We start from the raw sequence: 14227 nt of genomic DNA, 5'->3' as shown, positions 1-14227 counted from the left end.
CGACTTGCCGAAACTGTTTGGAGCAGCAATCACGTTCAGGCCGGACGAAAATTCCGCCTCATACCGGAGTAGGCCTCTGTCTGTCCTAGATGAAATCTCCGCGGCTACGAGTTGGATACGCATATTCAGGCCCCCGTGCCCGCTCGTCCAGTTACTTTCACAACTCCTAGCCTCTCCCACATTCGCGAGGTAGAGATCGGCCTAACGGAAGCCAGGAAGCGCTTCTCCTCTTCCAGGAGTTCGATGTCCGAGTTGAGCAGGCTCAGGTACCTCTTCCCGAGTGGCGTGAGACCGTGTCGCACCTTGCTCTTCTGCTCGACCACCCCTTCTGCGTGGGCAATCTTGAGGGCATCGTCGAGTGGCGGAAAGAATTTTCTCAGCGGAGCCTTGTGCGGATCGCCGCTTTGCCAGGTAGACAGGAAAAGTTCAGAGCTTGCTCGATCGCTTATGGCCCACAGAAGGCAGTTCAACTGTTCAACGGTTGCTGAACTTCCCCTACAGCTCCCCAGAATCAGTACCAGAGCGGTTACTCGCCACCCTGCTCTGCTTGTCGTGGGAACAGGGATGGGGACACGATGCAACTCGACGGGCGCGAGTGGATTTCGATGAGGAAACTCTTTTAGTGCCACTAAGTCCGCCGGCTGAGCTTCTCTATTAATCGACTCAAGTGGAATGCTGTCGGGAAGAGTCGACCACATTAGGCGGCCCTCCTGAAACGCAGCGGACAACGGATTAGCCAACTGGAGACCGCATGCCAAGCGATCTCCTCGCACAGCACGCGTGAAAGGCCTGGCGCGTCATTCTTGAGTCCGTCTGCCAGTCTACGCACCAAAGTCTCGACCACTTCGGTGCCGGGCTTTTCCATCCCAGAAACAGTCATCGTCAAGGTGTTGAGAACGGACTTGAGCCTGCGCTCCACCGCTGCATGGAGAGGCGGGTACTCCACCTTGAGGCGTTCCATCTGGGCTTGACCGCGAAAATACATTTTCAGCATTCCGTCGCGGTAATCGGCAAGCCACTCTGGATCAGACGCGAGTGAAGGCACCACTGAGAGCTTAGTGGTAACGCGGTCAGCTATCTCAGTACCGTGGTCGGAACTCCACAGCGATTCATCCGGATCTGGAACATCAAGGTGGAGTTCAGTCTCAACTTGGCCGAGTAGTCGGGTTCGCTCAGGGGTAAATTCCTCGTCGGAGATTACCAACACCTTGAACTCGTCAGCCAGCCACTTTGGTCGCGGCAAGATGCATGAGACGTCCTTCTTCTTTTTCTGCGCATGCTCGATCAAAGAACGACTGTCAAACTCAGGTGTCATCAAAATCCAGGTATGCAAGCGCACATCACCCAGAAGGCGACAGGTACCTTCGACGTCGTCACAGAGGCGCTTCAGATCTTTCGTGATCTTGCGCTTCTGTGAAGTTGTCTGCGATTCCATGGTGTAGGCGTCTTCCGGTGCATAACACTGGTAGCCGACCCCATCGAAACGGAAAGCCTCCAAGCCGCCGTCCCCGCGGTCGCGAGCAGGGATGAACTGGATGTTCTCCTCGTAGCGCATCGACAGAAGGCGCCGACAGTACGCCTCCCATTCGCCCCCACTCCACTGCTCTCTGATCACCCGGGCACTGTAACGGGGCAACGCTCACGACATCTATGGGTTGACCACAGTACGTGCCAGCTCGTTAGCTCTCAGCAAACCACTATTCGAACACATGGTCGGTAACCTTTGGAGGTTGCCCGCCGCAGTGTCGTCGCCGACCGAGTAGCAGCCGTGGAAGTAGCTCACCCCCGCGCGTGCGGCGCCCATGAGCAGAGCAGCCGATACCCGGCACTGACCTGCCCGAACGCAGCGTTCTGCAACACGCTTCAAGGGCTGTCCCGTATCTGCGGGAGCGTGAGGAACGGCCCCGGCTTCGTGGACATCAGAGGAAAAGGAGTTCGACGTTCATCGCGACGCAGAGCCGCAGAACGACCGTCAGTTGTTGGGCCGCATCGATGTGCGTCTGAGGAACGTCAACCTCGTTCCGCCACTGGTCGACGATCACCTCCAAGCGGGGCAGGAGTGCGGCGCACTCGATGGGCGAGAGCTCGCCTCCGCCGTCGTCGGGGCGATCGAGGAGTGACTTGAGCGAGGTGGAGACATCACTCCAGGGTCGCTCGCCACCGAAGCCCCGCATCTCGGAGAGAGCGAACCCCTCAGCCTGCGCCAGCTGACGCCGGAAAGCAGCGAAGTCGCTGTAGGACCAGGCGACATCGGGACTGCTGGTGTCTCCGTCTCCCGGGAACAGCGTCAGCCCCACGTCGCTCTCCCTCTTGGTCGTCGAATACGCAAAGCTTCAGTCGGAACCAGCGACATCTGCAGCTGCGATGATCCAGCGGTGGCTGGTGTGATCACAGCGTCGGAGCTCTCCCGGATAGACCCATTCACCAGCTGAGCCCGCGTGCCTTCGGGAAGCAGGTGACCGTGCTGCGGCGCGAGGGTGCGGCCGCCGTCCGCGAGAGCTGGCCGTGAAGCCTCCCGCTGGAGAACCGCCCCCCGATGGCCGACGAGAACCGGCTTATCACTGCCGCGAGCCCCCTGCCCAGCTATGCAGCATCCCGCAACCGCGTTCAACGTCTCGATGCCGCGCAGGCCCGGACAAGAATCCGACATATGGGGTCCCCGAAATCGGACATGGGGCCAAAATTTCGCATGACCCCATACCCTCGGATCCTGATATGGGGACGCTGCTCCCAGCCCCGCTCCCACTGGGAGCGAGTGTGACCTGCGCGAAGAGCGGAAGTCCCATACCTATAAGACACCCCGAACGACGGGGAGCCTGCGGCCACAAAACGGACAAGAATGTGAACGCGCGAGCAAGAAATCGAATATGTGGACAGCGGCCCGAGTGGGAGCAATCAGTTAAGGGGACTGGGAGGGAGCGCGCTCCCTCCCGGCGCTCCCAGGGAGCGGGCCCGGGAACAGAAAAAGGGCCGTTTTGAAAACGGCCCTTCACCTGCGACGTTCGATACGTTCGAACTGTCGGGACGACAGGATTTGAACCTGCGACCCCTTGACCCCCAGCGTTTCAGGCAACTAGAGACGTAGATGTATTGCCTTAGTGCGGGGCCACCACGACCTGCAAAGGCCCCCTAAAGGACAGCAGGCCGAGCATCGGTGGTTCTGCGTCAGCCATCGCGAGACGCGCTTGCGGCAGGCGTCGAGCCGCAGCCCGCAGCGCCAAAGCCGCCTCCGTTCGTGCCAAGGAAGCGCCCGGGCAGCGGTGGCGGCCTACGCCGAAGGCCAGGTGATGGCGGACATTCGCCCTGCCTGGGCACATCCGCTCCGGATCGGCGAAGACCTCCGGATCCGATCCACTGCCCATGAGCATCAACAGCAATGGCGCGTCCGGCGGTACATCGACCCCGCTCAGGGTTACCGGTCCCGTCGTGACCCGCCGCCAACTCGTTACCGGTGGCTCACGCCGTAGAACCTCCTCTACCCATCCTTCAGCCACGTCCGCCTCGTCCGACACGCGTGACCACAGGCCAGGCTCGGTCAGCGCCCGGTGCAACAAGGTGGAGATCAGCAGTGCGGTGGTGGAGTGGCCCGCGACGAAGACGAAGAAACACACCGCCACGACCGTCGAATCACCGAGCTTTTCAGCATCCGGCAGCCGGTGCCTGCGCAACGCCCCCATCAGGCCGCCTTCCGGGGCATCAGCGACGAGCCCTGACAACCATCGATAGAAGTCGGCTACCTGTGTGGCCAGTTCCAGCTGCCGATCGGCTGACGGGCGACCGTAGAACAGCTCCAGGGCCGCATCGCTCCATCCCTGCAATGTCGTAGCCGGCATGTTCTCGATTCCGAGCATGCGCATCATCACATGGCACGGCAGCGGCCGCGCGAATGCGGTGACCAGATCGCATACCTCGCCGCGCTCAAGCACGTGCCGAACAGCGGTCAGCAGTTCTTCCGCTGTCTTCTCTATCAGCGGAGCTGCGGCGCTGACCTGATCCGAGTTGAAGAAGCGGGAGACCAGTCGACGAATCGGAAAGTGGCTGGGTCCGCCGTTGTTGGCGAGAGCAGGTGGGAGCGTGAAGCCAGCTGCGGCAAGGACACGAAGGGCCGGCACCGAGAGCCGGGCGACAACGTTCTGGGCATTGTCCGGCCGGTAGGTCGAGGGATCCAGGAGAATCTCCCGCACATCTGCATACCTGCTGACGAGCCACAGACCGGTCCCGGGATCGCGATACACCGGGGCAGCCCCACGCAGCGCCATCAGCGTGGGAAACGGGTCGGCAACGAAGCGGCGGTCGAAGAGATCGACCCGCTCGGGCCCATGCTCATCCCCGAGTTGTTCCGTCCCCCCTGCAGGTATGGGAACCCCGCCCGTCCGCGGCAGCGCTGCCGCGGACGGGCGGGACGTCGCATCAGCCCACATACGAGAGAGCCTCATCAGGCCTCGGTCAGGACCTCGGTCGCCGGCGCGCCGGTCCGGGCCACGAGATCGCTGATGGCCGTGAACGCGGCCCGGTACTCCGGAAGCCACTCGATGAACGGCAGGCCTCCGTGCACGGTGCCAGGCATCCGAACCAGTGTGGTCGGAACGCCCGCCTGTTGCAGGGCCGCTGCGTACTGCTCGCCCTCGTCGCGCAGGATGTCGCATTCGGCGGTGACAACCGCTGCCGGCGGGAGGCCGACGAGGCTGCTCGCACGCAGAGGGGAGGCCAGCGGCGACGCTGCGTGCTTCAGGTCCTCACCGAGGTAGTAGCTCCAGCACGTGGCGGCGTCCGCTGCGGACATGAGCCAGTCCTCGGCGTACTCACGGCGGGACGCGGTGTCCGCCTCGGCGTCGATGGCCGGCTCGAACAGTGCCTGGCCGATCAGGGCCGGACCGTGCTCGTCGCGGGCCCGCAGCGCCGTCACGGCAGCCAGGTTGCCCCCAGAGCTCTCCCCTGCGATCACGATCCGTTCGGGGTCGCCGCCGTAGGAGTCTATGTTCGCGGCCACCCACTGCAACGCGGCGTACGCGTCGTCCGGCGCGGCCGGGAACGGGTTCTCTGGAGCCAGCCGGTACTGCGGAGCGGCGACGACGACGTCGAGCTCGTCCGCCATCAGGCGCAGCAGGTTGTCGTGGGCCTCCACACTGCCGCTTACGAAGCCTCCGCCGAAGAGGTACATCACTACCGGCTTCGGGGCTTCGCCACGGGGCGTGAACACCCGCATGGGCAGGTCGCCCCCTGGACCGCTGTACGTGGTGTCGGCGACCGCGAGGTCGCGCGGCGCGATACCGCCGGCCGCCGTGAACCCGTCGGCCATCTCGCGGTACGTCGCGATGTCCAGCTCCCTGAGCGGCGGCGGCGTCTCGCCGGCCAGCTGGAGGAGCATCTCGTCGAACAGACGGGTGGCCGCCCAGCCGAGCTTCAGGACCGGCGGCACAGAGCGCTCGACGCCGTCGAGTGCGAAGCCGCCCATGCCGCTCGCTTTGATCGCCGCGGCGTATGCCCGCCACAGCACCCCGGAGGCGAGCAGGATGTAGGTCGCGGGCTTCTTCCCTGGCACGTTCACGCCGCGGTACCAGGAGTTGGCGTACGGGAGCAGCGAGTTGTCGAAGAGTCCGCTCGCGATCGCGTACCAACGCCGGGCCGCGTCCTCGGTGGCCTCGATGACGCCGCAACCGGAATCGAGCGTCGACTTGATGGCCGAGGCCGTGTGGTCGACGAAGTCTTCGATCGACACCGGGTTGTTGTAGAACGCCGCTGGTCCGGTCGGTCCGACGATGAGGAAGAAGTTCGGGAAGCCGGGGATCGCCGATCCCACATAGGTGACCGGACCGTCCGCCCACACGTCGTCCAGGGCCACTCCGTTGCGACCTCGCAGCCCCAGCGCCTTGACCGGTCCGGTGATCGAGTCGAATCCGGTCGCCATGACGATCATGTCGAACTCGTGCGCAGTACCATCGGCGAGCCGCAGGCCACGCTCGGTGTACCGCTCGATCGGGTTGTTCTTGACGCTGACCAGGCTGACGTTGTCCTGGTTGAAGATGTCGTAGTACCCGTTCTCGAGCACAATCCGCTTGGACAGGATCGGATGGTCGGTGGGGCACAGAAGTTCTGCCACCTCCGGGTCGTTCACCCGGTCCCTGATGCGGTCACGGACATAGTCAGAAACGTGCTTGTTGGACTCCTCGTTGACCACCAGGTCCGCGATGATCTGCAGGAACGCGTCACCGCCGGCCGGCCAGTTCGTGTCGAACAGCGCCTGCCGTTCGTCGTCGGGCATGCCGGCGGCCGACGGCAGCGGGGCAAGGTCTTCGCCGATGGTGACTCCGTAGAAGTTCAGCCGGTCCCGGGCCCGGAGCGCCGCCGCGTTCTGGGCGTTCCAGGTCCGCTGCTCAGGTTCCACGGTGTGGTTCAGACCCGGCACGGCGAAGTTGGCTGTCCGCTGCATGATCGTCAGATGACCCGCGGTCTTCGCGATGACCTCGGCGATCTGCGTTCCGGTGGAACCGGTGCCGACGAGACAGACCCGCTTGCCCGAGAAGTCGACCTCCTCGGCTGGCCAGCTGCTCGTGAAGTACTTCTCGCCCTGGAAGTTGTCGAGCCCGACGAATTCGGTTGGGTCTTTCGCCACGGAGAGGTTGCCCTGGGCGCCGACCACGAACTGAGCGCTGTAGGTATCACCTCGGTCGGTGCTGACGGTCCAGCGCTGCTCGTCGTCCTCCCAGACCACCGAGGTGACCCGCGTATTGAAGGCGAACTCCTTGCGGACGTCGAGGCAGTCCGCGGCGTGGTTCAGGTATGCCTTGATCTCCGGCTGGGGCGCGTATGCCTCGGTCCATTCCCAGCTCTGCGTCAACTCGTCGGAGAAGCTGTAGGAGTAGGACGTCGAGTGAACGTCGCACCGAGCCCCGGGGTAGCGGTTCCAGTGCCAGACACCGCCGACGGTCTCCGCCGCCTCGATGCCCCGCACCTGCAGCCCGACTTCGTCCCGGAGCTTGTGGACTGCATAGACACCGGCGAATCCGGCGCCAATCACGACCGCATCAACACGGATCATTTCCCGAACCCTTCTACTGGAAGTCATGTCTGAGAATCGGTCAAATTCCTTTGCCTGACTTCGTCGAGGCTAGCGAAATGACGATGTGAATACTGGTGCAGGAGCGTGGCATTTTTCGTCCGCGCTGGTGCAATGTGCTGCGTACCGGCGTCCGGGAATTTCCTGCAGAAACACCGTTCGCCGGCGACCGGCATGCCCACCGGTCCGGGCCCTGTGGATCCGGCTACTGCAGGGCAGGCGTGGCGACATAAAGCGCCCCACGGGCCAGGACCGGAGCGAGCAACTCCTCGATGAGCGCTGGGTTTCCGATGTCGCGGGCGGCGGGCACACGCTGCTGGCCGGGGTAGCCGATGGCGGTGCGCACTGCCTTCGACATGTAGTAGGCGCACATCGCGACGGTGTACGCACCCTCGACAACGTCAGCGGGCCAGTTCTCGAGCGTCTGCGCTGTCAGCTCGGCCACGTCGGCGGCGCGCTCGGCGATCTCCAGGAAGGCAGCAGTCAACTCGGCGTTCGCCGCCAACGCGACGTCGAGCAGCGCGGCGTACTCCGGCAGGGCGGTCATCGCAGGCGAGACCGCGCTGCCGGGGAACCACAGGTCGGCAAGCCTGATCGCCCCAAGGCGGGCCCGGCCTGTCAGCGACACGTTCACGGTCACAGTCACAGCGGAGTCCTTTGGTTGGCGGCATTCTCGGCGAGGTGCTCGGCAGCCCGCAGCGCGAAGGCGGTGATGGTAGAGGTCGGATTGACGGACGAGGAGGTGACGAACACGCTCCCGTCGAAGACGTACAGGTTGGGTACGTCGTGCGACCGGCCGTAGCCGTCCACCACCGACGTCTCGGGGTCGTCTCCACAACGGGCCGTGCCCAGCAGGTGCCAGCCCATCTCCGGCATGTAGTCGACCCGGTGGGTGAAGGTGGCGCCCGATGCCTCGTGGACCTCGACGAGCCGGTCGATGTTCCAGTCGAGGGCACGTCTGCTCTCCTCGGACATCGTGTAGCGCAGTTTCGGGATCGGGATCCCGTCGCTGTCCGTGCGCTCGGGGTCGAGTGTGACGGTGTTGTCGAAGACCGGCAGGTCCTCGACCGAGGCCGACCACTCGAAGCACTTGCCCTGGAAGCGCTCGACGAGCCGGTGGCCCGCAGCGCCGCTGCGCTCGGCCAGCGGCAGCGAAGCCAGGCGCTGCAGGATCTCGACCGGTCCCGGGACCGGCGCGATGGTCCACTTCGCGCCGCGGCGGAAACCGCGGTCGATGTTGGTCTCGGCGAACTGCATCGACCAGATCGGCTGGCCGAACGGTCCCAGCCAGCTCTCGAGTTCGTCCTCGTACGCGCCGAAGACCGTGGCCACCGGGTGCATCATCAGGTTGCGCCCGACGTAACCGGAGGAGTTGCCGAGGCCGTCCGGGAACCGCGACGAGGAGGACAATTGGAGCAGGCGCGGCGTGCCGATGCCGTTGGCGCACACGATCACTATGGGAGCTGCAGAGTGGCGCTCGACGCCCTTGCGGTCGATCCAGGTCGCGCCGGTGGCAAGGCCCTTGTCGGAGACAGTCACCTGGCGGGCGCGCGCGCCGGTGATCAGCTCGACACCCGCGGCGATCGCGGCCGGCCACATCGCCACGTCGAAGGACGCCTTGGCGCCCTCGGGGCAACCACTGCTGCAGGTTGCCCAGCGCGCGCATCCGCCACGATTGCCCATGGCTCGCGACAGGATGGCGTGCGTTCCGGGCCACCACTGGTAGCCGAGCCGGTTCATCCCACGCGCGGCGACCTCGCCGATCCTGCCGATCGGCAGCGGGGGCTGCGGTGGCGCCTCACCCGGCGGGTAGGCCGTGTTGCCACCGCGCCCCGAGACACCGATCATCTCGTCGATCATCTCGTAGTACGGCTGCAGGTCTTCATAGGTCAGCGGCCAGTCGTCGGCGATCCCGTCGAGCGTCTTGACCCGGAAGTCGGATGGGATCATCCGCGGCCACTCGGCGGCGAACAGGATGCTGCTGCCGCCCACGCCGTTGTACATGAAGGTGTGGACGTCGGACTCGTCGTCGTTGACCGGGTAATCGCTGGGCGCACGCCGGATGTTGGGGTTCGGGTTCCACGGGCCGGCCACCAGCAGCTCACGGTCCGGCCGGGTGCTCGGGTAGTCGGCGAGGTTCGTCCAGTCACCCTGCTCCAGGACGGTCACCTTGAACCCGCTCTCGGCCAGCACGCGGGCCGAGGTGACGCCGGACGGACCGGCGCCGATGATCAGGACGTCGCGGTCGGCGTCGGTGTAGTGGGCGGCCCCGTTCCTGCTCACTGGGCACCCCCGAGGTCGACAATGATCGTCTTGTACTCGATGAAGGCCTCAAGCGCATAGTGGCCCTGTACTCGACCCACTCCGCTGCCCTTGCCGGAGCGGCCGCCGAAGGGCAGGGCAAGCTCGGTCCAGACGCTGGAGGTGTTGACATTGACCGAACCTGCCGAGGCCCGCTCGGCGAACTTCAGGCCACGACCGACGTTCTCGGTGAAGACGGCCGCGGACAGTCCGTAGCTGGACTCGTCGATCAGCCGCAGAGCCTCCTCCTCCGAGGAGATCCGCTGGAGCGGCATCACCGGGCCGAAGGTCTCGGCCTGACTGATCGCCATCTCTCCGGTCACACCGGCCAACACCGTCGCGGGCCAGTAGAGCTCGGTCGGGAAGCGCTCCGCTCGGGCACCGCCGGTCAGGATCGTGGCTCCCTTGGCCACAGCGTCGGCGACGTGGCTGTCCACCTTGGCCGCGGTCGGCTCGTTCTGGAGCGGACCCATGGTCGTCGTCTCCTCGAACGGGTTGCCCAGGACGACCGACGACCGCACGGCCTCAGCGAGCCTCTCGGCGAACTCGTCGTAGACGTCGTCGTGGACCAGGATGAGCTCCGCGGCGGAGCATGCCTGACCGGCGTTGAGGAGGGCTCCCTCCATGACGCCGGCGACGGCGCGGTCGAGGTCCGCGTCCTCGAGGACGACCATCGGGCCGTTGCCGCCCAGCTCCAGCAGCCGGGCGCGCTCCTTTGCGTTGGCGGCGACAAGCTTCCCGGTCGCGGTCGATCCGGTGAAGATCACCGCGTTCACCCGCTCGTCGGCGGTGAGGGCATCGCCGACCACGGCGCCTTCGCCGGTGACGAAGTTGACGACACCGGCCGGCAGACCGGCCTCGACCAGGCACTGCATGAACAGGTGCGCGACGAGGCTCGTGGTGGGGGCGGGGATGGAGACGACCGTGTTGCCTGCCGCAATCGCCGGCGCGACGTGCTGGGCCGCCATGCCCAGCGGGAAGTTCCACGGCTGTATGGCACCGACCACGCCAAGGGGCACTCGATAGACGTAGTTGCGGCAGGAGGCGACAGCCGACGGCACGACGCGGCCCTCGAGGAGCGTTCGCGCGCCCAAGGCTGCCTCGTTGAAGTGCCCTATCGCCTCGTCGACCTCGAACCAGGCCTCGGCCGCATAGGGCTTGCCCTGCTCGAGCGTCATCAGCGTCGCGAGGTCCTTCCGGCGCGCCTCCAGGACGCGGACGACGGCCTCGAGGAGCTCGATGCGCTCGTAGACGGTCTTCGTCGCCCAGGCCGGTGCCGCGGCACGCGCGGCCGAGATCGCACGGTCCACGTCCTCAGCGGTCCCCAGCACGAATGACCCGATGACCTCGCCCGTCACGGGACTCACCGAGTCGCGGCGGTCGCGGCCCTCCGAGACCCATTCGCCTCCGATCAGCAGTCCCGCGTGGATCTCGGCGGTCGCCGGCGGTTCACCCATGGGTACAAGTCCTTCCAAGTCCGAGCCTTCGCGCACCAGAGCACCTGTTTTCCGCGAAGTAACCGAATATCGAGCCGATGCCTCGCTACTCGCCGTCGTTGCGGCGCAACCGCCCACGAGGAAAATGCGCTCGCAGTGGGACTTGGGAAGGAAGTCGTAGACGGAACATCGATTTCCACGACCCTGTCATGTGGCGCGTGATCTCGGCTGCAACGGTTCTTGGCAATTCCGCTGCATTTCCTGTGCAGAGTGCACCTCGGCACTCTCGTAGTTGCCGCACCAGTCCGTGCCGTAGCGCGATCGGGAGGATCCCCACCGCGCCGATCGCCGTGCGGAACAGCACGACGCCGCCGGATCCGTGCCGCGGCCTGCCGCCTACAAGGGCGGCGCGACGAGCGCAAGCTCGAGCTCATTGAGATCACGGGGTCGTCGGTGCACCGGATCCCAGGCGACGAGCACCGCTCGGGAAACGGCGTGGACGTTGCCCGCGCTGCTGACGATGGTCTCGTTCACCGTGTACCGCTGCGGCGAGTCGAGACTGGGCGCGATCAGGATCCGCAGCGGTGAGTCCCCCTGGCGGATCTCCCTGCGGTACCGGATGTTCTGCTCGGCCACCACATACATCGGCGGACCGTCGACCACCGTCGAGCGCAGCCACACCGTGCGGGCCTCCTCAAGAACCTCGAGGTAAGCCGCCGCCGTGAGGTGGCCGAGCCCGTCGAAGTCGCGCTCCCGGAGCACGAGCGTGTGCTCCCAGGTGGGAGTGAAGTCGCTCATCTTCTTGCCTCCGTCTCAACGAGCCGCGCTGTCAGTCGAACTCGACGGCGACGGTGTAGAGGTCAGGCACGCTCTGCGGCAGCACGTAGAACGGATCCAGGCGCTCCATGAGCAGCTCGAACGGGACGACCTCCTCGGGCGTCACCACGCCGGGCGCCTTGATCTCCTTGCGCAGCAGCATCTGGGCGACGACGGCGGCCGGGATGGCCGTCGCCGGTGCCATCCTGCCTACGGGCCACTTGACGAGCCCGACGCCGACGCGGGCGTCGCAGCCGTCCTTCCGGCCCTTCGCCCAGGCCCACAGCGTGGGCGTACGAAGGGTCGGCGGTGCGTCGGCCGGCCGCTCGACCGGCTCTTCGAGGATCAGCGCGGCGTCCCGAACGGTGAGCTCGCCGGCGTCGACCCGCTTGGCCACCGACTCCAGGTGCTCGAACCACCAGTTCGGCCCGGACATCACGTTGACGCTTCGGCGGAGGCCCTTCACCACTCGGGGAAGCGTCACCGGCTCAGGGTGGCCGATGGTCCGGATGTCGAGCTTGCCGATCCCCGGGTAGTCCAGGTCGAAGGTCTGCAGCGGCGGAACCATTCGCTCGACGCCGTCCTCGGTGACCTTGATCAGGCCGGTCGTCTCCTCGACGGTGTGGATCAAGGCCGCGCTCGGCTTGGCGTTGCCTTCCTCCGGACCGACGCCCGCGAGCGCCCACCCGGTGACGAGCTCGTCGACGGTGTCGAGCTCGCGCACCGCGCGCATCGCGAGGACGCTGACGACGCCTGGGCTCGCCCCCATGCCCACGACGGCCGTGACGTCGGCCTGCTTCGCCCGGTCCCCCAAGGTGAGCGCCTCGAGAGTCGGCGCCCAGTCGTCGTTGACGTCGACATAGTCCACACCGGCCTCGATGGCGGCCTCGATCGTCCGGCGACCGAATCGCGTGTACGGGCCGAGAGTGCTGATCACGACGTCACTGCCGCGGAGCATCGCCGCCAGATCGTCGTTGTCGGCGTCGTACGCCTGGAACGTCCCCTTGGCTCCGATGCGGGCGACGAGTCGGTCACCGCGCTCGGCGTCGCGATCGAGGACGACCACCTCGGCGACTTCGTCGAATCCTGCCACGGCGTGCACCGCCGCGCGGCCGATGCCACCGGCTCCACCAACTACTGAGACACGCATTTTTGCTCCCTCCTTAATGACATTAAGCACGAATGGGTGCGACGATAGATTCCACACTCGGAAACCGTCAAGAGTCGGCACTCGCGGAATTCACTTAGGCGCGTTTCCGGACAGCCCGGGCGGTACGCTCGGCTACAGCAATGGGATGTCAGGTCGCCAAACAGATCAGTAGAAGGAATTGGTTGGTTTTCTATGAACGAGTTGTGGCCCATTCCCTCGGCGGAAGCGCTCGAGATCGTCCGGCAAGTCGCGATCGAGCTCCGTCCTCAGGCGGACAAGCTGATCGAGGAAGTCGTCACGTCGGGCCGGCAGACCACGCAGGATCCCGCCTGGGCCGAGGGCACAGCCCTCGCGGACCTCGATCTCGAGATCACACGTACCAACATCGAGCGGTGGCTCACGGGCAACATCGAGACCCCGGGACGCCGCATCACCCCTCCCCGGACCGAGGCGCTCTCCAAGTACGCCAGCGACCTCGTGCTCCGCGGCTTCACCGCGGACGACATCGGCCCCTGGCGTTCGGCCCAGAGCGTCGTGTGGTCGTGGTGGCTCAGGGCCTGCTTGAAACGCGCCACCCACCAGGACGTGCTCCAGGAGGTCATCGAGGTGTCGGCGGCCTCGATCACGACGTTCACCGACGACGCGATGGCGGCCTTGAGCGCCTCGGTCCAGGCATCCCAGTCCGATCTCGCCGCGCGGACCCCTCTGCAGCGTCAGGCAACCGTTCAACTGCTCCTCGACGGCGCTCCGCTGGAGCGGAAGCGGGCCGAAGCCGAGCTGTCCTATGCGCTGACCGGGGACCACATCGCCGGTGTCGTCTGGGCCGAATCCGTCGAATCCGCCCCGAGTTTCGAGCTTGTCGGGGAGCAGCTGATGCGGGTCGTAGGCGCACATCACAGGCTGACCCTCCTGGCCGGACTGACCACGGCGTGGATCTGGCTCCCGACCAGCCACCTGCCCACCGTCGAGTCGTTGCGCGAGGCGGTGTCGCCGGCACCGGGTACGCACCTCGCCCTGGGCAACCCGGCCAAGGACCTCCTCGGGTTCCGCCGCAGCCACATGGATGCGATGGCTGTGAAGCGCCTGCTCCTTCGACTGGGGTCATCCGCCGACATCGTCCGCTTCCAGGACGTCCGGCTGCTCACCATGCTGTCGGAGGAGGAGGAGACCCGGCGATTCGTCGAGGACACCCTGGGTGACCTGGCGCACGCTTCCCAGGATCTGCGGGTCGTCGTGCGCACCTTCATCCGCGAGCAGTTCAACGCCTCGCGTACCGCCGAGCTGCTGTTCGCCCATCGCAACACGATCGACCGCCGGCTTGCCCGCGCCGCTGCCCTCCTGCCGAGGCCGCTGACCGAGAACGCCAGCGAAGTCGACATCGCGCTGCTGTTTGTCGAACTGACGAAGGACGGTCCGCGTTCCACGAAGGCCGGCTGAGGCCGACCCTCGTAGAACTCGACCGGGCCG

General features: G+C 65.8%; 10 protein-coding genes and 1 pseudogene. 2 read left to right on the top strand and 9 right to left on the bottom strand.

Translation table 11 applies throughout. The features are described from left to right. Positions 1–697 precede the first annotated feature (697 nt). Both EOT10_RS04160 and EOT10_RS04155 read right to left on the bottom strand, forming a co-directional pair. A complete protein-coding gene (locus EOT10_RS04160; protein WP_127826623.1) occupies positions 698–1615 on the bottom strand; it encodes a hypothetical protein in 918 nt (305 codons plus the stop codon). A gap of 304 nt (positions 1616–1919) precedes the next feature. After that, the gene (locus EOT10_RS04155; protein ID WP_127826622.1) at positions 1920–2297 is read right to left on the bottom strand and encodes a hypothetical protein; all 378 of its coding nucleotides are present in this window, start codon (positions 2295–2297) and stop codon (positions 1920–1922) included. Positions 2298–2375: 78 nt separating this feature from the next. On the opposite strand from EOT10_RS04155, the pseudogene EOT10_RS04150 reads away from it, so the two are divergent. Further along, a pseudogene (locus EOT10_RS04150) lies at positions 2376–2506 on the top strand (IS5/IS1182 family transposase); the annotation flags it as partial. Between the two features lie 589 nt (positions 2507–3095). On the opposite strand, the gene EOT10_RS04145 reads toward EOT10_RS04150, so the two are convergent. The 7 genes from EOT10_RS04145 to EOT10_RS04115 all read right to left on the bottom strand — a co-directional run bounded on the left by EOT10_RS04145 (position 3096) and on the right by EOT10_RS04115 (position 12760). Next, entirely contained in the window at positions 3096–4421 is a 1326-nt protein-coding gene (locus tag EOT10_RS04145) for a cytochrome P450 (RefSeq protein ID WP_127826621.1), read from the bottom strand. A 14-nt stretch (positions 4422–4435) separates the two neighbouring features. Further along, a complete protein-coding gene (locus EOT10_RS04140; RefSeq protein ID WP_189491092.1) occupies positions 4436–7039 on the bottom strand; it encodes a flavin-containing monooxygenase in 2604 nt (867 codons plus the stop codon). 223 nt (positions 7040–7262) lie between these two features. Further along, on the bottom strand, positions 7263–7703 hold the full coding sequence (locus tag EOT10_RS04135) for a hypothetical protein (protein WP_127826619.1): 441 nt from the start codon (positions 7701–7703) through the stop codon (positions 7263–7265). Continuing rightward, the gene (locus EOT10_RS04130) at positions 7700–9340 is read right to left on the bottom strand and encodes a GMC family oxidoreductase (RefSeq protein WP_127826618.1); all 1641 of its coding nucleotides are present in this window, start codon (positions 9338–9340) and stop codon (positions 7700–7702) included. The genes EOT10_RS04135 and EOT10_RS04130 overlap by 4 nt, the downstream gene beginning before the upstream one ends. Further along, positions 9337–10815, bottom strand: a complete 1479-nt coding sequence (locus EOT10_RS04125; RefSeq protein ID WP_127826617.1) for an aldehyde dehydrogenase family protein — start codon at positions 10813–10815, stop codon at positions 9337–9339. Before EOT10_RS04125 ends, EOT10_RS04130 begins: the two co-directional genes overlap by 4 nt. A gap of 375 nt (positions 10816–11190) precedes the next feature. Continuing rightward, on the bottom strand, positions 11191–11592 hold the full coding sequence (locus EOT10_RS04120) for an acyl-CoA thioesterase (protein ID WP_127826616.1): 402 nt from the start codon (positions 11590–11592) through the stop codon (positions 11191–11193). 31 nt (positions 11593–11623) lie between these two features. Beyond that, the gene (locus EOT10_RS04115; RefSeq protein ID WP_127826615.1) at positions 11624–12760 is read right to left on the bottom strand and encodes a saccharopine dehydrogenase family protein; all 1137 of its coding nucleotides are present in this window, start codon (positions 12758–12760) and stop codon (positions 11624–11626) included. 192 nt (positions 12761–12952) lie between these two features. Here EOT10_RS04115 and EOT10_RS04110 point away from each other — a divergent pair, with 192 nt between their 5' ends. Further along, on the top strand, positions 12953–14197 hold the full coding sequence (locus tag EOT10_RS04110) for a PucR family transcriptional regulator (RefSeq protein ID WP_127826614.1): 1245 nt from the start codon (positions 12953–12955) through the stop codon (positions 14195–14197). The last annotated feature ends 30 nt before the right edge of the window (positions 14198–14227 follow it).

Origin of the sequence: Streptomyces antnestii (genome assembly GCF_004005495.1) — a bacterium.
GTDB lineage: Bacteria > Actinomycetota > Actinomycetes > Streptomycetales > Streptomycetaceae > Streptomyces > Streptomyces antnestii.
The sequence above is the reverse complement of the archived record's forward strand: the minus strand, read 5'-3'. Positions and strand labels throughout refer to the sequence as shown.

Coding starts and splice junctions, on each gene's coding strand:
- EOT10_RS04110 (WP_127826614.1), top strand. CDS start 12,953: ATGAACGAGTTGTGGCCCATTCCCTCGGCGGAAGCGCTCGAGATCGTC.
- EOT10_RS04125 (WP_127826617.1), bottom strand. CDS start 10,815: ATGGGTGAACCGCCGGCGACCGCCGAGATCCACGCGGGACTGCTGATC.
- EOT10_RS04140 (WP_189491092.1), bottom strand. CDS start 7,039: ATGATCCGTGTTGATGCGGTCGTGATTGGCGCCGGATTCGCCGGTGTC.
- EOT10_RS04145 (WP_127826621.1), bottom strand. CDS start 4,421: ATGTGGGCTGATGCGACGTCCCGCCCGTCCGCGGCAGCGCTGCCGCGG.
- EOT10_RS04115 (WP_127826615.1), bottom strand. CDS start 12,760: ATGCGTGTCTCAGTAGTTGGTGGAGCCGGTGGCATCGGCCGCGCGGCG.
- EOT10_RS04120 (WP_127826616.1), bottom strand. CDS start 11,592: ATGAGCGACTTCACTCCCACCTGGGAGCACACGCTCGTGCTCCGGGAG.